Source organism: Kitasatospora sp. NPDC004272, from assembly GCF_053603035.1.
Window position 1 is genome coordinate 1 of record NZ_JBSGET010000143.1, and the last position, 22,915, is coordinate 22,915.

At 74.5% G+C, this 22,915-nt stretch carries 19 protein-coding genes and 1 pseudogene; 11 read left to right on the forward strand and 9 right to left on the reverse strand.

All coding sequences use genetic code 11. The features are described 5' to 3' along the window. The 5 genes and pseudogenes from ACWEO5_RS31680 to ACWEO5_RS31700 all read left to right on the forward strand — a co-directional run. Positions 1 to 219 (forward strand): annotated as a pseudogene (locus ACWEO5_RS31680) (ATP-binding protein); the annotation flags it as partial. Next, the gene (locus ACWEO5_RS31685; protein ID WP_344551649.1) at positions 216 to 623 is read left to right on the forward strand and encodes a roadblock/LC7 domain-containing protein; all 408 of its coding nucleotides are present in this window, start codon (positions 216 to 218) and stop codon (positions 621 to 623) included. The pseudogene ACWEO5_RS31680 and the gene ACWEO5_RS31685, both read left to right, overlap by 4 nt. A gap of 226 nt (positions 624 to 849) precedes the next feature. Next, entirely contained in the window at positions 850 to 1,203 is a 354-nt protein-coding gene (locus ACWEO5_RS31690) for a DUF742 domain-containing protein (RefSeq protein WP_033256906.1), read from the forward strand. Then, positions 1,184 to 1,825: a GTP-binding protein gene (locus ACWEO5_RS31695; protein WP_344551648.1), complete on the forward strand. Its 642-nt coding sequence runs from the start codon at positions 1,184 to 1,186 to the stop codon at positions 1,823 to 1,825. The genes ACWEO5_RS31690 and ACWEO5_RS31695 overlap by 20 nt, the downstream gene beginning before the upstream one ends. A 92-nt stretch (positions 1,826 to 1,917) precedes the next feature. Continuing rightward, positions 1,918 to 3,450, forward strand: coding sequence for a cytochrome P450 (locus ACWEO5_RS31700; protein ID WP_452165599.1), 1,533 nt, complete (start codon positions 1,918 to 1,920; stop codon positions 3,448 to 3,450). A 27-nt stretch (positions 3,451 to 3,477) separates the two neighbouring features. Here the strand turns inward: ACWEO5_RS31700 and ACWEO5_RS31705 are convergent, their stop codons facing one another. From ACWEO5_RS31705 to ACWEO5_RS31715, 3 genes are all read right to left on the reverse strand, one after another. Continuing rightward, the gene (locus ACWEO5_RS31705; RefSeq protein ID WP_452165600.1) at positions 3,478 to 3,681 is read right to left on the reverse strand and encodes a hypothetical protein; all 204 of its coding nucleotides are present in this window, start codon (positions 3,679 to 3,681) and stop codon (positions 3,478 to 3,480) included. Positions 3,682 to 3,785: 104 nt separating this feature from the next. Then, on the reverse strand, positions 3,786 to 3,968 hold the full coding sequence (locus ACWEO5_RS31710) for a hypothetical protein (protein ID WP_452165601.1): 183 nt from the start codon (positions 3,966 to 3,968) through the stop codon (positions 3,786 to 3,788). Positions 3,969 to 3,976: 8 nt separating this feature from the next. Beyond that, positions 3,977 to 4,798 (reverse strand): CTP synthase C-terminal region-related (seleno)protein, encoded by an 822-nt coding sequence (locus tag ACWEO5_RS31715; RefSeq protein ID WP_452165602.1) that lies wholly within the window; start codon positions 4,796 to 4,798, stop codon positions 3,977 to 3,979. Between the two features lie 107 nt (positions 4,799 to 4,905). Between ACWEO5_RS31715 and ACWEO5_RS31720 the strand changes: the two genes are divergently transcribed. Then, positions 4,906 to 5,799: a LysR family transcriptional regulator gene (locus tag ACWEO5_RS31720; protein ID WP_452165603.1), complete on the forward strand. Its 894-nt coding sequence runs from the start codon at positions 4,906 to 4,908 to the stop codon at positions 5,797 to 5,799. A gap of 279 nt (positions 5,800 to 6,078) precedes the next feature. Here ACWEO5_RS31720 and ACWEO5_RS31725 read toward each other — a convergent pair whose 3' ends face one another. Beyond that, positions 6,079 to 6,555 (reverse strand): GNAT family N-acetyltransferase, encoded by a 477-nt coding sequence (locus ACWEO5_RS31725; protein WP_344551639.1) that lies wholly within the window; start codon positions 6,553 to 6,555, stop codon positions 6,079 to 6,081. A 303-nt stretch (positions 6,556 to 6,858) separates the two neighbouring features. Further along, entirely contained in the window at positions 6,859 to 7,623 is a 765-nt protein-coding gene (locus ACWEO5_RS31730) for a lytic polysaccharide monooxygenase (RefSeq protein ID WP_452165604.1), read from the reverse strand. Positions 7,624 to 8,283: 660 nt separating this feature from the next. On the opposite strand from ACWEO5_RS31730, the gene ACWEO5_RS31735 reads away from it, so the two are divergent. Further along, the gene (locus ACWEO5_RS31735) at positions 8,284 to 9,489 is read left to right on the forward strand and encodes an LLM class flavin-dependent oxidoreductase (RefSeq protein WP_452165605.1); all 1,206 of its coding nucleotides are present in this window, start codon (positions 8,284 to 8,286) and stop codon (positions 9,487 to 9,489) included. Positions 9,490 to 9,939: 450 nt separating this feature from the next. Then, complete coding sequence (locus ACWEO5_RS31740) at positions 9,940 to 11,772, forward strand: PT domain-containing protein (RefSeq protein WP_452165606.1); 1,833 nt, start codon at positions 9,940 to 9,942, stop codon at positions 11,770 to 11,772. Positions 11,773 to 11,833: 61 nt separating this feature from the next. Here the strand turns inward: ACWEO5_RS31740 and ACWEO5_RS31745 are convergent, their stop codons facing one another. The 3 genes from ACWEO5_RS31745 to ACWEO5_RS31755 all read right to left on the reverse strand — a co-directional run bounded on the left by ACWEO5_RS31745 (position 11,834) and on the right by ACWEO5_RS31755 (position 15,848). Beyond that, positions 11,834 to 12,385, reverse strand: coding sequence for an EF-hand domain-containing protein (locus tag ACWEO5_RS31745; RefSeq protein WP_452165607.1), 552 nt, complete (start codon positions 12,383 to 12,385; stop codon positions 11,834 to 11,836). A gap of 69 nt (positions 12,386 to 12,454) precedes the next feature. After that, positions 12,455 to 14,764, reverse strand: coding sequence for a molybdopterin-dependent oxidoreductase (locus tag ACWEO5_RS31750; RefSeq protein WP_452165608.1), 2,310 nt, complete (start codon positions 14,762 to 14,764; stop codon positions 12,455 to 12,457). 100 nt (positions 14,765 to 14,864) lie between these two features. After that, the gene (locus tag ACWEO5_RS31755; RefSeq protein ID WP_452165609.1) at positions 14,865 to 15,848 is read right to left on the reverse strand and encodes a LysR family transcriptional regulator; all 984 of its coding nucleotides are present in this window, start codon (positions 15,846 to 15,848) and stop codon (positions 14,865 to 14,867) included. A gap of 218 nt (positions 15,849 to 16,066) precedes the next feature. On the opposite strand from ACWEO5_RS31755, the gene snpA reads away from it, so the two are divergent. The 3 genes from snpA (at position 16,067) to ACWEO5_RS31770 (ending at position 19,677) form a co-directional block, all read left to right on the forward strand. Then, positions 16,067 to 16,714: a snapalysin gene (snpA, locus tag ACWEO5_RS31760; RefSeq protein WP_452165610.1), complete on the forward strand. Its 648-nt coding sequence runs from the start codon at positions 16,067 to 16,069 to the stop codon at positions 16,712 to 16,714. A 422-nt stretch (positions 16,715 to 17,136) separates the two neighbouring features. Beyond that, positions 17,137 to 18,525: a uracil-xanthine permease family protein gene (locus tag ACWEO5_RS31765; protein WP_452165612.1), complete on the forward strand. Its 1,389-nt coding sequence runs from the start codon at positions 17,137 to 17,139 to the stop codon at positions 18,523 to 18,525. A gap of 138 nt (positions 18,526 to 18,663) precedes the next feature. Beyond that, complete coding sequence (locus ACWEO5_RS31770) at positions 18,664 to 19,677, forward strand: helix-turn-helix domain-containing protein (RefSeq protein ID WP_452165613.1); 1,014 nt, start codon at positions 18,664 to 18,666, stop codon at positions 19,675 to 19,677. 79 nt (positions 19,678 to 19,756) lie between these two features. Here ACWEO5_RS31770 and ACWEO5_RS31775 read toward each other — a convergent pair. Then, positions 19,757 to 22,915: LamG-like jellyroll fold domain-containing protein (locus ACWEO5_RS31775; RefSeq protein ID WP_452165611.1), on the reverse strand; the 3,159-nt coding region annotated here is incomplete at its 5' end.

A 22,915-nucleotide genomic window follows, 5' to 3' on the forward strand; every position in this document is an offset into this window, starting at 1 on the left:
GCCCCGCAGCCGGCCCCGGCCCCGGCGCAGAGCCCGGCCCCGGCCCCGGCCCCGGTGGCGCAGGCCGCCCCGGTGCCGCAGACACCCGCCCCCGAGCCGGTCCAACCCGGCCTGTGGCTGGCCGCCTTCACCAACGGCGTCAACGGCACCGCGCCGTCCGCCGGACCCGGCGGCCCCGGCCACGCCAGTGACGAATCAGCAGGGAAAGGCGACAAGTGATTCAGCAACGGACCAACATGGACTGGATGCTCAGGGACCTCGCGGAGACCGTCCCGTGCATCCGGCACGTCATCGTCCTGTCGGCCGACGGCCTGCGGCTGGCCCAGCACGGCACCGACCCCGACACCGCGGACCGGCTGGCCGCCGCCTGCGCCGGGCTGCAGAGCCTGGCCAACGCGGTCGGCCACGAGTTCCCGGGCGGCGACGGGCGGATGCGGCTGGTGGTGATCGAGGTCGGCGGCGGGTTCTTCTACCTGATGGCGGCCGGCTCCCGGGCCTACCTGGCGGTCCTCGCCGACGAGGGCGTGGACGCCGGGCTGGTCGGCCAGCGGATGCGCGACCTGGTCGCCCGGATCGGCGAGCACCTGACCACCCCCGTCCGCGGCAGCGAGCAGATCGCGTGATCCGCACCGCCGCCGGACGGACCGGCCGCCGGGCCGCGTCACCGGCCGCAGGCGCCCGGCCCGCGGCGGCAGCAGCAAGAACAGCGGCGGTAGCAGCGACGACAGCGGCGGCCGTGGCGACAGCGGCCACGGGGCCGACCGGAACGACCGGGAGGGCCGGGCCGACCTGCCCCACCGGAACACCGCCGACGGGCCGACCGGCCGCCGGCCACACCGAGGTGCGGGGATGAGCAACCAGGACTGGGCGGACGCCAACCCGGAGCGGCTGTACGTGATCAGCGGGGGGCGCGACCGCAAGTCCGCCACCGCCGGGTTCGACCTGGTCACGCTGGTCGTCGCCCGCGCCCGGCCCGAACCCACCATGCAGCCCGAGCACGCCGCGATCCTGCGGATCTGCTCCTCCCCGCTGTCGGTCGCCGAGATCTCCGCGTACCTGCGGCTGCCGAACAGCCTGGTCACCGTCCTGCTCGCGGACCTGCTCGCCGAACGCCGGATCGAGGTCCGCGCCCCCGTCCCGCCGGCCGCCCTTCCCGACCTTTCCCTGCTGGAGGCAGTGATCCATGGACTTCAACGGCTCTGAGCCGCGCGGGCCGCGCGAGGCCGAGCTGCTCCCGGCGACCGTGGCCACCGCCGTCAAGGTCGTCATCGTCGGCGGCTTCGGGGTCGGCAAGACCACCCTGGTCGGCGCGGTCAGCGAGATCCGCCCGCTGACCACCGAGGAGACCATGACCGAGGCCGGCGTCGGCATCGACGACCTGGCCGGGGTGGAGCGCAAGAGCTCCACCACCGTCGCGATGGACTTCGGCCGGATCACCATCAGCGACGAACTGGTGCTCTACGTCTTCGGCACGCCCGGCCAGGAGCGCTTCTGGTTCCTCTGGAACGGCCTGTTCGAGGGCGCGCTCGGCGCGGTCGTGCTGGTCGACACCCGCCGCCTGGAGGTCTCCTTCGACGTGCTGGGCCGGCTGGAGGACCGCGGCGTCCCGTTCGTGGTCGCGATCAACGGCTTCCCCGAGTCGCCCGGCTACCCCGTCGACGAGCTGCGCGCCGCGCTCGACCTGCCGCACCACGTGCCGATCGTCCAGTGCGACGCCCGCTCCCGGGAGTCCAGCCGGGACGTGCTGATGGCCCTGATGCGCTACCTGTACGACCTCGCCGCCCGGCCCGCGGGGACGGCCGCGGCCGCCCAGCCGGTCGGCTGACGCCCGGCCGGGCAGTCGGTCGGCCGGGCAGTCGGCCGGCGTCCGGCCGGCGGTCCACCCATTCATCCTTTTCGCACCGGAGTTGTTGCCCCGTGACGTACGAAGAGCACGCGTACCAGGGCGGGCTCGTCCCGCCGCCCGGCTGTCCCGCCCACCGCGCCGGCGGCGGGCCGGGGGGCGGCGAACTGCTGCGGCTGTTCGGCCCCGAGGCCGAGGCCGACCCGGCCGGTTTCTACGAGAAGCTGCGCGCCGAGCACGGCGAGGTGGCCCCCGTACTGCTGCACGGCGACCTGCCGGCCTGGCTGGTGCTCGGCTACTCGGCCAACCTGACCGCGATGCGCACCCCGTCCCGGTTCTCCCGCGACTCGCGGCGCTGGACCGAGTTCCGCCAGGGCCGGGTCGCCCCCGACTCGCCGGTGCTGCCGGTGATCGCCTGGCAGCCGACCTGCTCCTTCGTCGACGGCGAGGAGCACCGGCGGCTGCGCACCGCCGTCACCGACGGCCTGAACCGCTTCGACCGGCGCGGCATGCGGCGCTTCGTCACCCGCTTCTCCGACCAGCTGATCGCCGGGTTCGGCGACAGCGGCCGGGTCGACCTGGTCTCCCAGTTCGCCGAGCACCTGCCGATGCTGGTGATGACCCAACTCCTCGGCATGCCCGAGGAGTACGGCCCGCGACTGGTCGAGGCCGCCCGCGACCTGGTCAAGGGCACCGAGACGGCCGTCGCCAGCAACGAGTACGTGGTCGAGTCGCTGCGCCGCACCGTGGAGCGCAAGCGCAGCGAGCCCGGGCAGGACCTGGTGACCTGGCTGATCGAGCACGAGTCCGGGCTGAACGAGGAGGAGGTGCTGGAGCACCTGCGCTCGGTGCTGCTCGCCGCCAACGAGACCACCAGCAACCTGATCTCCGAGACGCTGAAGATGGTCCTCACCGACAGCCGGTTCCGCGCCCACCTGTCCGGCGGCCAGATGACCCTGCCCGACGCCCTCGACCAAGTCCTGTGGGACTCGCCGCCGTTCATGCTGGTGCCGGGCCGCTGGGCGACCGGCGACACCGAACTCGGCGGACGCGCGATCAAGGCCGGGGACATGCTGCTGCTCGGCGTCGCGGCGGGCAACGCCGACCCGGTGGTCCGGCCCGACCTGGACACCCCGCTGTTCGGCAACCGCTCGCACCTGGCGTTCGGCAGCGGCCCGCACGAGTGCCCCGGGCAGGAGATCGGCCGGGCGATCGCCGAATCCGGCATCGACATCCTGCTGACCCGGCTCCCCGATCTGCAACTCTCGGTCGAGGAGAGCGAGTTGGTGTGGCGGGGCAACTGGATGTCGCGCCACCTGGCCGAGCTGCCGGCCCGGTTCACCCCGCGCTCCGAGCTGTATCCGCAGCAGGCGGCCGGGGCCGCGGGCGCGGCCGCGGGGGCCGGGACGGGAATGGCCGGGGGTGCGGGGACGCTGGCGTCGACGCCGTCCGCCGCGCCAGTTGCGCCGGCTGCTCCGACTGCTTCGGGGGCGACCGTTCCCGGTCCGCGGTCGGCGGTCAGGCCGCCGCTGCCGCCCGCACCGCCGGTGGTGCCGCCGCAGCGGCGCGGGTGGTGGAGCACGCTGCTGGCCCGGCTGCGGGGCTGAGCGGAGGGGGCGGTCCGCCGGGCGGGGTCAGAACGGCCGGGGCAGGCCGCCCACCGCCATCAGGGCGAGCAGGGCCAGCGCGATCAGCAGCAGGACGGCCAGTTCGCCCCACAGCAGCCGCCGGTCGTGCGGCGGTCCGCCGGAGTCGGTTCGGCGGCCCGCCGCCGCACCGGCTCGGTGGTGTCGACGGTGTCGGTGGTGTCGGCCGTGGCAGGCGTACACCAGCAGCATGAGCAGGTGACCGGTGGGCGGCCCGGCGCCCGCCAGCAGCCGCAGGAACAGCCCGGGCAGGGCGGTGACCAGCAGGATCGCGGTGGCGACCGGGCCCGGGTAGATCAGTGCCTCGCGCCAGCAGCGGCGGAAGGTGCGCGGGTCGACCAGTGGTGGTTGAGGGTGTGCGCCTTGCCCTGGCCGCCGTGCTCGCGGCGCAGGTGCACCACCTGCCCCGGGTGGCGGCTGGTCAACTCGGCCAGCACGGGTCCGGAGGCCCGGATCAAGTGGCTTTGGTCCTGGTTCACCCGCGGCGTCAGCGGGGAGGCCGCGACCCGCGGGCCGCCGTCGCCCGGGCCGTCGCCGCCCGGGCCGCCGCCTCGGCGAAGGCGCGGACGAACGGGTGCGGGCCCTCGTGCTCCGGGGACAGCTCCGGCTGGAACAGCGTCGCCAACCAGAAGGGGTGGGACGGCAGTTCGGCGACCCGGACGGCACCGTCCGGGTCGTGCCCGGTGAACCGCATCCCGTGCGCCCGCAGCGCCTCCAGGTAGCCGGGGGCGAGCGTGTAGCCGCAGTTGTAACGGGCGGTGGCCCGCTCCGCGCCCAGCAGCCGGTGCGCGGCCGAACCAGAGGAGAGCCGGATCCCGCCCTCCTGCCGGTACAGCGAGCAGGACAGCGGCACGATCACCAACTCCCCGGCTTCGGGCTGCTGTTCGGCGTGCGCCGCCCCGGTGATGCCGCACGCGTGCCGGGCGAACTCCAGCACCGCGTGCTGGAACCCGCCGCACGTCCCCAGGAACGGCACCCCCCGCTCCCGGGCCGTCCGGGCCGCCGCCACCGCCCCCGCCTCACTGCGGTACGGGCTGCCCGGCACCAGCCAGATCCCGTCGAACTCCGCCAGCTCCGCCGGGTCCACCTCCGCCGTCCCCACCCAGTACGGCTCGACGGCCGGTCCGCCCGCGTCCGGCAGCGCGGCCAGCATCCGCGGCCCCTGCCGGTGCGCCGGGACGTGCGGGGAACGGTCGCCGACCAGGGCGATCCGGGCGCTCCGGGCGATTCCGGCGCTGGGGGCGCTGGGGGCGGGGCCGGCGGTCGGGGCGGCCGGGGTGGTGCGGGGGGCGTTCGCTGCGGTCTCCATGCCCAGTCATCCTGGCCGCGCTCCGCCGGGGCGGTCCAACACGCGTTCCTGCTGGCCGATCAGCGCCGCTGATCGGCCCGTCCGGCGGGGGCCGCACACTGGTGGGCGTGGATTCGCACCTGCTCAGGACGCTCGTCACGGTGGCCCGGCTCGGCTCGTTCTCCGCGGCCGCCCTGGAACTCGGCTACACCCAGTCCGCGGTGTCGCAGCAGATCGCCGCGCTGGAGGGCGAGTTGGGCGCGCCGCTGCTGCACCGGCGGCCGGTCGGGCCGACCCCGGCCGGGGAGCGGATGATCGAGCACGCCCGGCTGCTGCTGGAGCGGATGGACGCCGCCCGGGCCGACGTCCGGCGGCTCTCCGGCCCCGAGCGGCCCGAACTGCTGCTCGCGGCCTCCCCGTTGGGGCTGGACGCCACGGTCGCGCGGGCCCTCGCCCGGGTGCGGGAGGCGGAACCGCGGCTACGGATCCGGGTCCGGGTGCTGCCCCGGCGGGCGGTGGCCGTCGAGGTCGCCGCCGGACGCTGCGCGATCGGCGTCACCGACGGCTACACCGCCCCTGGCGGACCGCTGGCCCTGGGCGACCTCGGACCCGTCCGGCAGGCCGGACTGGGGGAGCAGCCGTGCGCGGTGCTCTGCCCGGCGGGCCACCCGCTGCGCCGCCGGACGGCCGTCGACCTCGACCGGCTCGCCGACGCGTCCTGGCTCGACGCCTCCGGCATCGCCGCCCCGCTGGCCGACCTGCGCGTCCTGACCGGCGGCGCCTTCCCGGCCGCCGCCGGCTACGAGGGCCAGGACGCGACCGCACTGCTCACCCTGTGCGCGACGGGCCACGGCCTCGCGGTGCTCCCGCACACCCTCGCCGCCGGCACCGGGGCGCCGGCCGGGACGGTGGCCCTGCCGGTGCGCACCCCCCGGCTGGTGCACCGGCGGGAGGCGCTCTTCACCCCGGCCCTGGACGGCCCGGCCCGGGCCCTCCTGGACGCGCTGCCGCGCGGAGGGTGAGGGGCGCGGATCCCCGGCGGCCAGCGGTGCGGCCCACCAGCCGCCGGGGCGCTCCCGGCGGCTCCGGGCCTTCCGGCCTCCAGGCCCCGGCCTCCGGGCCTCCGGGCCTTCCGGCCTCCGGGGCGACACCTCCCGGCGCGCCTGCGGCCTGACGACCGAGCACTTCGGCCCCGGCTGCAACGGCACCCCGACCGTCGTCGTCGTCAACGGCATCGCCCTGATCGGTGTCGTGCCCGCCCCGCCCCCGTCACCGCCTGACCGCCCCCGCCCGACCCGCCGTTAGGCGTCCTGCGGGGCCATGTCGTAGGTGACCCACATGGTGCGGGTGGCGAAGCGGTCGTACTTGGTGCGGGCCCGGTGGTTGTCGTCGGCGGTGATCCAGCGGACCACGCTCCAGCCGCGTTCGGCCGCGGTCTCGCGCAGCCGGGCGAGCAGGGCGTCCGCCGCGCCGGAGCCGCGGGCGTCGGGGGCGACGAAGAGGTCGTCGAGGTAGCAGCCGGTGGACGCGGAGAGCGGGCGGGCGAACGGGCGGTAGTGGGCGAGGCCGACCAGGCGGCCGTCGGGGGCCTCGGCGACCAGGGCGTCCACCTCGTGGGCCGGGTCCTGGATCCAGGACCAGGTCAGGGCGGCGGCTTCCTCGGTCTGGTCGACCCGGTAGAACTCGGCGTAGCCCCGGTACAGGGCGCGCCACTGGGCGAAGTCCTCGGGGCGGGCCGGGCGCACGGTGGTCCGGGCGGGGGCGGTGGGCGGCGTCACGGTGGCTCCTGTGGGTGCGGCGGACGGCGGGGTCGCCGGTGCAGGCTACCCCCTCCGGAGCGGAAGTGGATCATGCGGGTCGGGCCGCCCGGAGCGGTTCCGCCGGAGCACGGCGGAGCGGGGCGCCGCCGCGCTCCGGCGCGGACGGGGAGCAGGGAACGCGGAAGCCCCCGACCGCTGCCGCCGGGTGGGGCCGGTGGCAGCGGTCGGGGGCGCGTTGCGGTCCGGTGGCCGGACCGGAGGGCCCTCCCCCACAGGGGGCCGTCGGCCGGTCAGCCGGGTCGCGGGTGCCCGGTGGGTCCGTCAGCAGGCGCCGAGGTCGTCCCAGACGCCCCACTGGCCGGTGGTGCCGGGCTGCTCGCCCTGGGTCCACCACTTGGAGCGCCAGTTGTGGCCGCCGTAGGAGACGGTGGTGCCGCTGTTGTAGGCCGCGGTCGAGTTCCAGGCGGCAGCGGTGCAGGTGCCGGTGCCACCGCCGGTGGTGCCACCGGTCGTGCCGCCGGTGGTCCCGCCCGTGGTCCCGCCGGTGGTGCCGCCCGTGGTCCCGCCGGTGCCGCCGATGTTGACGTCGATGCAGGAGTAGAACGCGTTCGCGGTGTCCGAGACGTTCCACACCGCGAGGACCTTCTGGCGGCCGGTGAAGCTGCCGAAGTTCACGGTCTGGCTGAGGTCGGCCGGCGGCTGGGCGTTGTTGCCCGGGAACGTGGCGATCAGCTGGTTGCCGATGTAGTACTGCCAGTTCGCGGTGGAGTGCCGGGCGGTGAAGTGCCAGGTGAAGGTCTGGACGGAGGACACGTTGGTGACCTTCCAGCCCAGGTTGTCGTTGTCCAGCTCGGCGTACTCGGCGTGGCCGCCGGAGCAGCTGGTCAGGCCCTTCGGGCCCTCGACGCTCTGCGGCTCGTACTTGATCTGGCCGCAGCTGACCACGTTGTTGGCGCACTGGTCCTGGCGGCTCGGCGGGTTGGTGATCCAGCCGTGGGCGCTGGCGCTGCCCGCGGTCATGGTCATGCCGAGCAGCGGGGCGACCAGCGCGCCGACGACGGCGGTCACCTTTCTCTTGGTCTGCATGTGGGGTGCCTTCCTGATGTGGGGGTTCAGGTCCGCCCGGGCCGTCGGGGTACGTCGGAGGCCGCCGTGGCGCGGTGGGGCGGACACGAGCGGTGCTCCTCCGTACGACCGGTACGACAGGTCGGGAGACGGCCATAGGTCTAGACCGGATACTGAGGGAGACGATAGCGACGTACAGGACGCGGTCAAGTGGTTGAGCGAAATGTCCGCCTACGAGGGGCGCAGTTCATCGAAGATCTGACCGAACGTCACCGGACCTGCGCCGAAATGTGCGTGACGGTGTCCGAGGCGGCGCACCGGACACCAGGTGGACGCCGTGACCACGATGCGGACCGTCCCTGACCCCGACCGGCCCGGACGTGGTAACTTCCGGCCCATGTCGCGGCGCGTCTTCCTGACCACCCGGGGTCACATCGACCTCCTCCGGGTGTGCTCCGCTGCCTGTCGCCGCGCCTGAGCGTCCGCGCCCCCCGGTTCCACCCGTAGGCCCCCGTACCCCCGCGTCCGCACGCCCGTACGTCCGCCCGCGGTACCGCCGGTACGCCCCCGCCGCCGCACCCGCCCCCGCACCGTCCGTACCCCGTCCGCGCCGGACCGGCGCGGGGCGGAGCGGCCGCCCCCCTCCCGCTGCCCCGGCCACCCCCGGAGAAGAGGACCCCCGTGCCTGCCAGCACCCCCGTGTTCCACTGGTTCCTGCCCACCGGCGGCGACGGCCGCGACCCCGGCGGCGTCACCGCCGTGCAGGGCCGCACCGGCGCCGCCACCCGCCGCCCCGCCGACGTCGGCTACCTGGCGCAGGTCGCCCGGGCCGCCGAACAGGCCGGGTTCACCGCGCTGCTCGCCCCGGTCGGCCTCGGCTGCGTCGACCCGTGGATCCTGGCCACCGCGCTCACCCAGCACACCAGCCGGATCGGCTTCCTGGTGGCCTTCCGGTCCGGCTTCGCCAGCCCCACCCTGCTCGCCCAACAGGCCGACGCCTTCCGCCGGTTCGCCGGCGGCCGGCTCCGGCTGAACGTGGTCACCGGCGGCGACCCGGCCGAACAGCGCGCCTACGGCGACCACTTGGCCCACGACGAGCGCTACGCCCGCACCGACGAGGTGATGGCCGCGCTGCGCGACCTGCTGGCGGGCGAGCGCGTCGACCGGCGGGGCGAACACCTGCACCTCGACGGCGCCCAACTCGTCGACCCCGCCGTCCAGCACCCCGTCCCGCTGTACTTCGGCGGCGCCTCGCCCGCCGCCGAACGGGTCGCCGCCCGCCGCGCCGACGTCCAACTCCTCTGGGGCGAACCGCCGTCCGCGATCGGCGAGCGGATCACCCGGCTGCGCGCGATCGCCGCCGAACAGGGCCGCACCCTGCGCTACGGGCTGCGGCTGCACGTGATCAGCCGGGACACCGCCGAGCAGGCGTGGGCCGAGGCCGACCGGATCCTGGCCGGCATCGACCCGGAGGCCGTCCGCGCCAGCCAGGCCCGGTTCGCCGCGATGGACTCCACCGGCCAGGCCCGGATGACCGCCCTGCACGGCGGCGGCACCGCCACCGCCCGCGACCTGCTGGTCGCCCCCAACCTGTGGGCCGGGATCGGCCTGGTCCGGGAGGGCGCCGGCACCGCGCTGGTCGGCTCGCACGACGAGGTCGCCGCCCGGCTCGCCGAGTACCGGGCCCTGGGCGTCGAGGAGTTCATCCTCTCCGGCTACCCGCACCTGGAGGAGGCGTACCGGGTCGGCGAGGAGGTCGTCCCCCGGGTGCGCGCGCTCGTCGCCCAGCTGGACGCCGAGCAGGAGGCCGAGCGGGAGGCCGAGCGGGAGGCCGAGCGGGACGCCGAGCGGGGCGCCGGGCTCGTCGCCGGGCCGGGCGCGGCATGAGCGCGGTGACGGCGGCGGTGACGGCGGCGGTGACGACGGTGGCCGGCGGCGCGCCGCGCAAGCGCTGCGCTGGACGGCGCTGCGCCTGCTGACGCTCGCCGCGCTGCTGGCCGGCCGGCAGATCGTCGTGCAACTCCAGCTCTGACCGCAGGCGTTGGTGCCCTCGCCGGGCGAAGTGTGGCACCAGTTGGTGCTGGCCTCCACGGTGCACGACGGCGTCCGCGGCTACAGCGGACACCTGCTCGGCGAGCACCTCGCCGCCAGCCTGCGGGAGGCCGCCGGGGCCGCCTGACGGACCGTCATGCCATGCTCTGCTCGACGCGGTCGACGTGCCCGACCGCCGGTCCCGCCCGGTACGCCCGTCCGTTCGGAAGCGTGCCGGGCGGGCCCGGGGGGAAGGACGGACCAGGGGGCCCGCCGTGCGGGGCGGGCCGGGGGAGGGGAACGGGGATGGCACGCACACGGGTCCGCGGGGCACTGCGCGACGCACTACTGGGGTTGGCCGCCTGGTGGCTCTGGATGCCGCTGCTCGCGGTGCTCACCTGGCTGGTCAAGCACGTCGTGTTCGGCGGCTTCGGCCAGCAGGACCAGAGCTACGCGCTGCTGATCGGCCGCCAGTTCTTCCCGCACGGCGGGCCGTGGGACGCCGCCCCGCTGTTCTGGTTCTGGCTGGCGGTCGGCTTCGCAGGCAGCGCGGTCGCGGTCCGGTACGTGGTCGAGGAGTCCGGTGCGGGCCACCGCGACTGGCGCTCCCGGGCGGCGACGGCCGTCGTGGTGCTGGCCGTGCTCGGCTCGCTGGTGCGGGCCGGCACCGGCCTGTGGGACGACGACAAGGACGCGGGCCGCTACTACGCCCGCGCCACCGTGCTGGACGTCCCGGCGGGCGGGGCGGCCACCCCGCGCTCGGTGCTGCCCGTGACCGAGCACAGCCGCCCCGGCGACGGCACCCGCTGCGACCTGGTCGGCGGCTCCGACGTCCCGGCCTGCGTCAAGACCGCCCCGATGCCGGACTTCGACTTCGAGGCCCGCACCGCCTCCTACGCGGCCGCCACCAAGGCGCTCACCGACAGCGCGGGCCTGACCTCCGGCGTCCGACTGCTCGGCCACAGCCTGCACTACCTGCCCGGTGCGGGCGCGAACGGCAGCGGGGTGTGGACGGCCGTGCTGGACGGCTCCGGCGAGCAGCCGATGGAGGGCGTCGCGGTCTGGAATGGCGGCTCCAACTCGGTGGCGTCCTGCGCCTTCGGCGGCGACCACGCCTTCGACCGGGCGTTCGGCGGCACCGGCGCGGTCAGCCTGCGCAACCTGCTCGCCGAGCGCTTCCCCGACCTGGTCTACAGCGACCAGGACGTCTGGGGCTACTGCGACGGCCCGGACGTCCGCACCGCGCGGCCCGTCGTCGTCATCTCGGTGGCCAAGCAGACCGCCTGGAAGCAGCGCACCGTGCTCGCCCCGGCCGGCGTCCTGGTGCTCAAGGGCTCGGCCGACGGCCGCCCCGACATCGGTTACCGCCCCACCGCCTCCCCCGGCGACCTGCCCGGCGCGGTCTACCCGGCCTCGGTGGTCCGCTCCCAGATCCACGAAGTGCAGTGGCTCGGTGGCCGCGGCGCCAAGGACGACCGGAACTTCGGCTACGACCACACCTCGGCCGCCGCCAACGCCACCAACCCCGGCGAGTTCCTGCTCCGCTCCAAGGCCGACGGCCACCTGTACTACGTGACGCCGCTGGTGCCCCGGGAGAGCTCCTCCCAACTGGTGGTCGCCTTCGCCGTCCTGCAGGCCGACCGGGTCGGCACGGACCTCAACGACCTGCACGTGTACGTCCGCGCCGACGACGCCCCCTCGGTCAACCTCGACGTGCTGGCCAGCCGGATGGTCTCCTACATGGCCCAGCAGACCTCGATCACCATCAGCGCGGGCGAGAACGGCGCGCTCCAGGAGATCATCCCGTTCGGGCACGACAGGTGGCGCGGCTTCGTCGACTTCAACGGCCAGACCCAGGACTACATCGACCTCTCCGGCGACGCCACGGTCACCCCCAACCTGGTCTCCCTCCAGGGCCCGATCACCCCGCCGGGCGGCCGGCCGCAACCCGAACCCACCGCGACGCCCGCCCCGCAGCCCACCGGCACCGCCACCCCGCAGCCCACCGCCACCCCGCAGCCCACCGGCCCGGCCGCCGGCGCCGACTGCGGCGGCGATCCGGCCCGGCTGAGCGACCGCCAACTCGCGGACTGCATCGCCGCGTTGACCAGCGCGCTGCAGGGCCGCCTGCCGTCCTGAGCGTCCTGGCCGTCCTGAGCGTCCGGTGCTCCGGAGCCCGCTCCGGCGGGCCCCGGGCCGGTCAGTCGGCGAGCCGGCCGAACAGGTGGTTGGCGGCGGCGGCGGGGTCGTCGCCGTAGAAGAACTCCAGGACGGCCCGGTGGAACTCGTCGCGGTCCAGGCCGCCGGAGCCGTCCAGGTCCAGGGCCGCGAACACCTCGGCGCAGTCCCCGCCGGGGACGGCGGCCACCGCGTCGAACATCAGCTGGAACTCGGCCCGGTCGATCCTGCCGTTCCCGTCGAGGTCGACGAGGTCGAAGAAGCAGTCGGCCACCGGCCCGATCTGCTCCGGGTACCGGGCGGGGTCGGTCAGGGCCTGCCGGAACCCGTCGACCATCTCCCGCAGGTCGACCTTCCCGTCGCCGTTCCGGTCCATCGGGGCGATCACGTCGGCCCAGAACCCGTCCATCCGGCCGAGGAGCGGGCGGGCCTCGTCGGAGTCCGGTGCGATGCCGCGGGCCGCGATGTAGCGCTCGCTCATCATCCGGACGTCCCGCCGGGTGATGAACCCGTCGCCGTCGACGTCGGCGCCCCTGAACCACTGGCCGTACTTGCGCTCTCGAAGTGCTGTCACGGTTGCGCACCGTACCCACCCGCTCACGCAGCGGCAAGCGGGCGGGCCGGAGCGGTTCCGTCCCCCGGTTCAGTGTTCGATCGGAGGCGGGACGAAGGCGAGCACATCGGGCAGCGGCTCGTCATGGAGTTCGACCTCGACCAGCGCGCTGAGCGCGCTCGGGCCCTGGGACAGGCGCGAGCACGGCCGGTCCGCGGTCAGCGAGTTGGGGTTCCCGTGCCGGTCCAGGGACCCGCCCCGCCCCGGCCGCACCGGGTCCCACCAGGCTCCGGTGGACAGCTGCACGACGCCCGGCCTGACCTCGTCCGAGAGGACCGCGCCGGCCAGGCAGCTGCCCCGGTCGTTGTGGAGGCGGACGACCGCGCCGTCCTCGATGCCGCGCGCCGCGGCGTCCGACGGGTTCAGCGTCACCGGCTCGCGGCCGCGGACCTTCGAGTCGAGGCTGCGGCCGCCGTTGTCGTACTGGCTGTGCAGCCGGGAGGCGGGCTGGTTCGAGACCAGGTGCAGCGGGTAGCGCCCGGCCAGGGCGCCGCCGAGCCACTCGGCCGGTTCGTACCAGGTCGGGTGCCCGGCGCAGTCGTCGTAGCCGAAGGAGTCGACCTCGGCGGAGAAGACCTCGATCCGGCCCGAGGGCGTCGCCAGCGGGAAGCGCTCCGGATCGGCGCGGAGCGCCGCGAAGCTGCCGGGGAACGGCCCGGTCAGCGCGGGGAGTTCGGCCGTGGAGCGGCGCCAGAACTCGTCGAAGTCCGGCAGCGCGGCCTCGTCGCCGAGCGCGGCCCGGGTCTGCTCGTACAGGTGCCGGACCCACGCGGACTCGGAGCGCGACTCGGTGAACTCCCGTCCGTAGCCGAGCCGGGCGGCCAGGTCGGCGAAGATCCGGTGGTCGGTGCGGGACTCGCCGGCCGGCTCGCGGACCTTCGGCATCGCGGTGAGGTGCGGGTCGCAGAACCCGGCGGTGAAGTCGTCGCGCTCCAGGCCGGTGGCGACGGGCAGCACGATGTCCGCGAACTTGGCCGTGGTGTTCCACCACGCCTCGTGCACCACCACCGTGTCGGGGGTCTGCCAGGCCCGGGCCAGCCGGTGCAGGTCCTGGTGGTGGTGGAACGGGTTGCCCCCGCACCAGTAGACCAGCCGGAGCTCGGGCAGGGTCAGGCGCCGCCCGTCGTAGTCGATCGTCCGGCCCGGGTGCAGCAGGGCGTCGGCGATCCGCGCCACCGGGATGAAGTCCGGGACGGGGTTGGGCACCCCGGGGAACGACGCCACCGGGGGACGGCCCGGGGCGACGCCGGTCGCGTCCATCGTCGCGTAGCCCGCGCCCCAGCCGCCGCCCGGCCGGCCCATCGAGCCCGCCATGGCGGCCAGCACCACCGACATCCAGATCGGCTGTTCGCCGTGGTCCGCCCGCTGCACCGCGTAGTTGACCACGACGAGGGAGCGCCGCTCGGTCAGCCGGCGGGCCAGGCCGGTGATCGTGTCGCGGTCGAGGCCGGTGATCCGGGCGGCCCAGGCGGCGTCCTTGGGCACGCCGTCGGCCTCGCCGAGCAGGTAGCCGGCGAAGCGGTCGAACCCGGTGCAGCACCGCCGCAGGAAGTCCTCGTCGTGCCAGCCGTTGACCAGCATGGTGTGCGCGATGCCGAGCATCGCGGCGGTGTCGGTGTTCGGGACGATCGGCAGCCACTCGGCGTCGAGGAAGTCGGCGGTGTCCCGGCGGATCGGGCTGACGTTCACGAACCGCACCCCGGCCTCGCGGCACCGGCGCTGCAGCTCCCCGGTCCGGTGCCGGGCCAGCCCGCCGGGGTTGACCTGGCTGTTCTTCAGCGCCAACCCGCCGAACGCCACCACGAGTTCGCCGTGCTCGGCGATCTCGTCCCACAGCGGCATCCGGGACTGGTAGCTCCACGGGTGCCCGCCGATCACGTGCGGCAGCACGACCTCCAGCGCCGCCGTGCTGTACGTGTTGCGGGAGTCGGTGTAGCCCCCGCCCAGCGCCAGGAAGCGCTGCAACTGCCCCTGCGCGTGGTGCAGCGCGCCCGCGCTCGCCCAGCCGTACGACCCGCCGAACACCGCGCCGTCCCCGTGCCGGGCCCGGACCCGGCGCAGTTCGTCGCTCACCAGGGTGAGCGCGTCCTCCCAGCTCACCTCCAGGAAGCCGTCCGAGCCCCGGGCCCGCTCGCCGACCCGCGGCAGCCCGTCCAGCCAGCCCTTGCGCACCGCGGGGCGCAGCACCCGGGCGCCGTCCTCGGCGGCCCGCACCATGCCGGGGCCGATCGGCGACGGCGCCGGGTCGTCACCGCGCGGCTCGATCCGCAGCAGGCGGCCGGATTCGACCACCGCGACGAAACTCCCCCAGTGCGTCGCCACCGACAGGCGTCGTTCCACGGTGCGTCAACTCCGTTCCGCCGCGGGCCCCGGGCCCGCTCCCGGTCGGCCGCCGGGTGGGAGTCTCCCCGCACCGGCGCCCCCGCATGCGGGGCGCGGTTCAGGGCGGCGGCCCCGTCGGGGCGAGGAGGGTGTGCAGCGGGCGGCCCAGGCGGTGGAGCCAGGCCCGGTAGGCGGGGTTGGCGGCGGCCAGGTCGAGGTAGGCGTGGCGCAGGTCGGACCAGAGGCCGTCGAGGGTCGGCGGGTCGACGGTGTCGGGGCGCCAGGTGAGGAGGAGGCGGACGGCGAGCGGGTCGCCGTGGACGGGGCGCAGGACGGTGCCGGGGCCGGGGGGCGAGGTGGGCTGGCAGGGGCGGACGGCTTCGCCGGCGGCGACGAGTTCGGCGGCGGTGGCGTTGTCCCGGACCTGGACGACGCGCGGGTCGAGGCCGGCCCCGGCGAAGGCCCGCCGCAGGGCGGCGTACTCGTGGTCGGCGGTGGGGTCGACCATCCAGGTGTCGTGGGCGAGGTCGGCGAGGGCGACGACCGGCCGGCCGGCGGCGGGGTGGGTCTCGGCGAGGGCGACGAACTGGGGTTCGCGGGTGACCAGCACCCGCTGCTCGGTGCCGGCCGGCAGGTGCAGCGGGAAGCCCTCGCTCTCGTGCACGAAGGCGGTGTCGAGCTGTTCGGCGGCGACCAGGTGGAGCAGGGCGATCGCCGAGATGTCGATGTGGATGGTGGTGTCGGTCTCCGGGAGCCGGTCGTGGATGCGGCGCAGCCAGGCGGGGACCGCGCGGCTGCCGACGCTGCCGATCCGCAGGCGGCGGCGGCCGGGTCCGGCGGCCTCGGCGCGGGCGGCGGCGACCAGGGCGTCCATCTCGGTGATCACGGGTCGGGCGCGGGAGAGCACCGAGTGGCCGAGCGCGGTGGGGCGGCTGCCGGTCCGTTCGCGGGTGAACAGCCGTCCGCCGACGGTCCGTTCGATGCGGTGCAGTTGGGTGGTCAGCGAGGGCTGGGTCATGCCGAGCCGACGGGCGGCCTTCCGGACGCTGCCGGTGTCCGCGATCGCGCACAGCACCCGGAGGTGTCGGACGTCGAGCTCCATCACGGGAGCATAGCCAGCCGCCCCTCGCCTGCCAAGAGCATGTCAAGAGCTGCCCTCGCTTCGTCAAACCGCTTTCGGTGCAAGGGCATTGGACCGGGCTATCGCCGGTTGCCATCTCCGCGCCCCGCCCGTGCTGCCCCAAGCTCGGTGCAACCACCCGTCACCGCGTCCCGGCCGGCCTCCCCACGGCCGCCGGGACCCGCGAATGGAGTCCCCCCATGAACCGCTCCATGACCGTGCTCGCCGCCGCCCTCGGACTGGTCCTCGCGGCCGGCGCCGCCGCCGTGCCCGCCACGGCCGCCGCCCCCACCGCCCCCGCCGGGGCCGTCCAGGGCTACACCCCGTCCGCGGGCCTCGCCGCGAACTCCGCCCAGGACGCCGGCAACAAGGCGTTCTACGAGGCCGTGATGAAGTCGGCCCGGGCCAAGCAGGCCGCCAACCCATACCTGCTGACCGTCGCCGTCACCTACGACGCCAGCCAGGCCCCGTCCTTCCGCACCGTCATCGCGCAGAGCGCGCAGATCTGGAACTCCTCGGTCGGCAACGTCCAGCTGCGCTCCGGCACCAACGCCGACTTCCGCTACTACGAGGGCAACGACTCGCGCGGCTCCTACGCCTCCACCGACGGCCACGGGAGCGGCTACATCTTCCTCGACTACGCGCAGAACCGGCAGTACAGCTCACTGAGGGTGATCGCGCACGAGACCGGCCACGTGCTCGGCCTGCCCGACCACTACACCGGCCCGTGCAGCGAGCTGATGTCCGGCGGCGGCCCCGGCACCTCCTGCACCAACCCGTACCCGAACAGCACCGAGCGCAGCCGGGTCAACAGCCTCTGGGCGTACGGCCTCGCCGCCGCCGGCTGACCGCGGTTTCCAGCGAACGTCCAGGCCCGGAGCATTTCGATGCTCCGGGCCTGGACGTTCACTGACAGCCGGACAATGCGGAACGGGGGCGAACGGAAATCCGGTGCCGGTGAATCGTCCACGATCGTTCGGCGCGGATATTCACGACCGCCCTTTTCCCGGTGGTGGTGAACCCGTTACCCGGAAATCCGGCCGACGGCCGCCCGTCCGGAACGCCCGCGGTCGGTGGTCCGTCACGTCACTGCGCTGCGAGCGTCCTGCGAACGCCCTGCGGAAGTCCTGTGAGATCCCTGCGAATGCCCGGCCGGGGGCGCGTTCCCGGGTCCGGAGGCTGACACGCCCGGCCTGCCGCGGCCCCGCGGCGGGGGTGGGGGATCATGACCCGACGTGTGTTCTGGCCGGTCGGAGAGATGGGACGCGGGATGAAGGTCGGGTTCGGGTGGAAGCTGCACGGGGACGGGCGGGCGCCGCGGCCCGGGGCGGTGGTGCGTCCGGACGAGCGGCTGTCCTGGGGGCGGACGGTCGGGCTCGGGGCGCAGCACGTGGTGGCGATGTTCGGGGCGACGTTCGTGGCGCCCGTCCTGATGGGGCTGGACCCGAACCTCGCGGTGATGGTGTCGGGCGTGGCCACGGTGTTCTTCCTGCTGGTGACGCAGGGGCGGATCCCGTCCTACCTGGGCTCCAGCCTGTCGTTCGTCGGCGTGGCCGCGGTGATCAAGGCCCAGGGCGGGGACGCGGCGACGCTGACCGGCGCGCTGCTGGTGGTGGGCGCGGTGCTGGCGGCCTGCGGGGCGGTGGTGCAGGGGTTCGGGGCGAAGGTGATCCACGCGGTGCTGCCGCCGGTGGTCACCGGCGCGGTGGTGATGCTGATCGGCTTCAACCTGGCGCCGGTCGCGGCCGGGACGTACTGGCCGCAGGACCAGTGGACGGCGCTGCTGGTGATGGCGTTCACGGCCCTGGCCCTGGTGGTGCTGCGCGGGTTCTGGTCCCGGATCGCGATCTTCCTGGGGCTGCTGTTCGGCTACGCCGTCTCCTGGCTGTTCGACCGGGTCTTCGGGAAGATCGACTCCCCGCTGGGCGGCGCGTCCACCGAGCACTGGCGGCTGGACCTGTCGGGCGTCGGCAAGGCGGAGTGGATCGGCCTGCCCTCGCTGCACGCCCCCAGCTTCTCGGCCTCGGCGGTGCTGGTGGCGCTGCCGGTGGTGGTGGCGCTGATCGCGGAGAACGCGGGGCACGTGAAGGCGGTCTCCGAGATGACGGGCGACCCGCTGGACGACCGGATGGGCACCGCCATCATGGCGGACGGCGCGGCGACGGTGCTGTCCACGGCGGTGGGCGGCCCGGCCACCACCACGTACGCGGAGAACATCGGCGTGATGGCCGCGACCCGGGTGTACTCGACGGCGGCCTACTGGTGCGCGGCCGCCTTCGCGATCCTGTTCGGCCTGTGCCCGAAGTTCGGCGCGGTGGTCGCGGCGATCCCGGGCGGCGTGCTCGGCGGCATCACCGTGGTGCTGTACGGCATGATCGGCCTGCTCGGCGCGCAGATCTGGATCCACAACAAGGTCGACCTCACCAACCCGCTGCACCTGGTGCCGGTCGCGGCCGGCGTGATCGTCGGCATCGGCAACGTGACGCTGGAGTTCACCGACGACTTCGAGCTCGGCGGCATCGCGCTGGGTACCCTGATCACCCTGCTCGGCTACCACGGCCTGCGCGCGCTGGCCCCCGCCCACCTCAAGCACCCGCGGCCCGCCGACGGCCCGCTGCTGGACGAGGGCACCAGCGGGTACGACGACGACCGGGGCTGACGAGCCCCATGCCCCCCCCGGCCGGAGGCGGCGGACCCGTCGACTGGGAGGATCGGAGGGACTGTGGCAGAGTCCTGCCGTCCGCGGCAGGAGCACGGGTCGAGAGAGGTCGGCCAGGAGGCGGTACGGATGGAGCGGATGGAGCGGATGGACGGGTTCGAGGACGAGGAGCCCTCGGGGCCGGAGTGCTTCGAGCGTTGGCGGGAGGCGATGGGGCAGCACCGGGCCGCGGAGATGAGCAGCGACCACGTCGACACCTTCACCGCGCGGATGCGGCAGTTCGACCTGGGGCCGGTCGCGCTCACCCAGACCTCCTTCCCGTCGATCCGGGTCCGGCGGACCGAGCGCATGATCAAGCGCGAGGACGCCGAACTGCTCCACCTGACGGTCCTGACCTCCGGGTACGCCCTGGCCGCGACCTCCGTCGGGGAGCGGGCCGAACTGGTCGGGGTCGGCGACTTCTTCCTCGCGCACAGCTCCTACCCGTACGACACGCGCACCCTCGGCTCCCCGGACACGCCGCCGGACCGGCGCGGGGTGGAGGGCCTGGCCATCGACCTGCCCTCGGCGCTGCTGCCGGTGCCCGCGCACCGGCTCCGCGAGCTGATGGTGCGCAAGCTGTCGGGGCGCTCGGGCACCGGCGCGCTGCTCCAGGAGTTCGTCGTCGGCCTGGGCCGGCAGGCCGACGCGCTGCAGCCCGCCGAGGCGGCCCGGCTCGGCGGACTGATGGTCGACCTGATCGGGGCCTGGCTGCTGCGCGAACTCGACGCGGAGGACGCGCAGCCGCAGGAGGCCAGGCACCGGGCGCTGGTCGAGAGCGTCCGGGCGTTCGTCCGGCGCAACCTGCACGACCCCCGGCTGGCGCCGCCGGTGATCGCGGCGGCCCACCACATCTCGCTCAGCTACCTGCACCGGCTGTTCACCGAGTACGCGCAGGGCGAGACGGTCGCGGCCTTCATCCGGCGGCAGCGGCTGGAGCGGGCCGGGCGCGACCTCGCCGATCCGGCGCTGCGCGCCGTGCCGATCCACGCCGTCGCGGCCCGCTACGGCATGCTCGGCGCCTCCGAGTTCACCCGCGCCTTCAAGGCCGCCCACGGCCTCCCGCCCCGGGAGTACCGGCAGCGGGCGCTGGCCGAGGCCGCCGTCGGCTGAGCCGGGCGGCGGGACGGAACCGGCCCGGTTCCCGCGGTGGTCACCGCGGGAACCGGGCCGGTTCGGTTCGGGCCGCGGGTCAGCTCAGCTGGACCGGGGCGGGGGCCAGGATCCCGTTGGGCAGCTGGGAGACGCCGATGGCGGACAGCGCGGTGCCGTAGGTCTGGACGTCGCTGACCGAGCCGGCCAGGTACTCGCCGTAGCCGCCCTGGTAGAGGCGGCGGCCGATCTGGAGGGCGCCGGTGGCGTTCCAGGCGGTGCCGGTGTAGGCGGCGGTGGCGGCCTGGGTGCCGTTGACGTAGAGGGCGAGTTGGTTGGTGGTGGCGTCGAAGACGCCGGTGAGGTGGTACCAGGTGCCGGCGGTGGGTGCGGCGGCTCCGGTGGTGGGGCCGTAGACGGCGCTGAAGTTGCCGGAGGTGTCGTCGGCGAGCCCCTTGCCGAAGGCGAAGGCGTGGTAGTAGGCGGAGTAGTACAGCTGGAGGCCGTTGGCCTGGGTGCCGGACTGCGAGACGAAGGTGGAGTTGGCGCCGAGGTTGGTGAGCTTGACCCAGGCGGAGACGGTGAAGCTCTTGCTGCTGTCGAGGCTGCTGGTGGCGCTGCTGGCGTAGCCGTCGGTGCCGTTGCCGTTCAGGACGGTGCGGGCGCCGTCGGTGCCGAGGGCGGCGCCGCCGTTCACGGTCAGGTCGTTGGTCCGGACGCTGTCGGTGGTGTCGGCGAGCTTCCACCGGTCGGCGGGCCGGGCCTGGAAGTAGCCCAGGGTGCCCGCGGGGCCGAACTGGGCGGTGTCGGCGAGCGCGCCGGTGCGGAGCTGGACGTCGCTGACCAGGCCGGGGAAGTAGTCGGTGCGGTAGCCGTGGTAGAGCCCGGCGCCGATGACGACCTTGCCGCCGGCGGACCAGTTGACCAGTCCGGTGGTGGAGGCGGAGAGGGTGCCGTTGACGTAGAGCTTGGTGCTCTTGGCGGCGGCGTCGTAGCTGCCGGTCAGGTGGACCCAGGTGTTGGGTGCGACGTTCGCGCTGGCGCAGGGGCTGTAGGGGCTGCCGTTGGAGGTCGCGGTGTCGGTGGCCATCGTGTTCAGGCACCACTTGTTCAGGGTGGCGTTGTACTGCAGGTAGAAGCCGGAGTTCTGGGTGCCGTCCTGGGAGACGGCGGTGACGTTCTGGGTCGGGAGCTTGTCCCGCAGGTTGACCCAGGCGGAGACGGTGAAGCTCTGGCTGGTGTCCACGCCGGTGGTCGCGCTGGTGGCGTAGCCCGTGGTGCCGTCGAGCGAGAGCACCTGGCCCAGGACGCTGTCGGTGGCGCTGGTGGCGCCGCCGTTCAGGGTCAGGTTGTTGGTGCGGACGCTGTCGGTGGTCCCGTCCAGCTTCCACTCGTCGACGAGCGGGCCGGTGAACGGGCTGGCGCCGGGGACGCGCAGGATGCTGTTCTCGGTGGAGAGGGCGTAGATCTCGGGGTTGCCGTCGCCGTCCACGTCACCCGGGGTGGACAGGGTCGGGTACGCCTTGCTGCCGACGCCCAGCGGCAGGACCGGCTGGGCGGCCGGGAGGACGGAGTTCGCGGTGGCGGCCCAGTTCTGCTCGCCGTGGCCGGCCAGGCAGTCCCAGAGGATCACCTGGGTGCCGGGGGTGTTGAAGGCAGCCGGATCGGCCAGGCAGCGCCCGGAGTTGGGGTTGAGCAGCGAGCCGGCGAACGGGCCGGGCACCCACTTCTGGGCGGCGCCGTTGTTGCAGGTCCACAGTTGGACGAGGGTGCCGTTGTCGGTGCCGGCCCAGTTCGCGTCGAGGCACTTGCCGAGGGCGTGCACGGTGTTGTCGCGGCCCAGGGTGAAGCTCTGGGCGTCGGACCCGTTGCAGGTCCACATCTGGGCCTTGGTGCCGTCGGCGGTCCCGGAGTGGTCGATGTCCAGGCACATGTTCTTGCCGTCGGTGCCCAGGACGTCGGAGACCAGCGGGGCCCGGGTCGGGGCGCCGATGGTGGCGGTGGGCAGCCCGTCGGTGTCGAAGGTCAGCCGGAAGCTGCTGATCGCGCCGGTGATGTCGTTGCGCACCCACAGGGTCGGGGTGCCGCCGACGGAGGTCGCCCCGCTGCCGGTCCCGGCCGTGACGGCGCCCACGTTGCCGACGCCGACCACGGTGAGGATGTTCCAGTCGCCGGTGCCGATCTGGTAGGCGCTGTCGAAGTAGCTGGTCGAGTCGCCCCCGGAGATGTAGTACCAGAGCTTGCCGTTCTCGACGGTGATCAGGTCGGCGGCCGGCCCGACCTTCTGGGTGGGGTGGGCCGCGTTGTAGGCGCCGATGGACAGCGGCCCGGCGGCGACCATCTGGGTCACCGAGGACCAGTCTGCCGCGTTGTAGCCGGAGCAGTCACCCGCCGTCGTGGCGACGCAGTGCGGGCGGTGCAGTGGGCCCTGGAGGTCCTGGGGCAGGGTGAAGTGCCCGGCCGTCCCGGACGCGACCGCGTCGTTCTTGTAGACGTACAGGTTGTGCTTCTGCTTCTGGTAGGCGAACAGGTCGTCCTTGTCCTGCTGGACGATGCTGCCGCGGTGGGCGACCAGGTAGTTGTCCCAGCCGCTGCCGTCCGGGCTCTGCGCCGGGGTGGAGGCGGTCACCGGGGTGGTGCCGGGGGCGGTGTTGCCGCCGATCAGCGTCAGGTTGCCGTCGGTGGCGGTGGCCAGCAGGTCGGGCACGCCGTCACCGGTCAGGTCGCCCGCGGTGACCTTGGCGGTCGGGTTCCACGGGGCGTAGAAGCTGTAGGTAGTGGCGGCGGGCTGGGTGTTGCCCGCGTTGTCGACGGCGCGGACGTACAGGGTGTGGGTGCCCCACTGGTTGCTGGGCACGGTGATCGGGACGCTCAGGGAGGCGACGCCGCCCGTGACGCTCGCCTGGTGGACGGGCGCGGTGGCGGGGATGTTCGCGTCCAGCGAGTACTGGAAGCCCTGGACGCCGGAGTTGATGCAGGCGGCGAGGTTGCAGCCGGTGGGCACCGGGTCGGTGGCGGTGACGGTGACGGACGCGTCGTCACCGGCGTGCTTGGCCGGGGTGCTGCCGCTGCCCAGCGGCGGGAAGTCCGCCGACGGGGCGACGGCGGCCTGGGTGGGGGCGCTGAGGTCGACGTTGAAGTAGCAGTACGGGGAGCTCGGACCACCCAGGGTGCCGTCCTCGGTCCAGACGTTCCAGCCGTAGGTGTGGCCGTCGGAGACCGCGCCGCCGATCGGGGTGTGCACGGTGGTGCCGCTGGC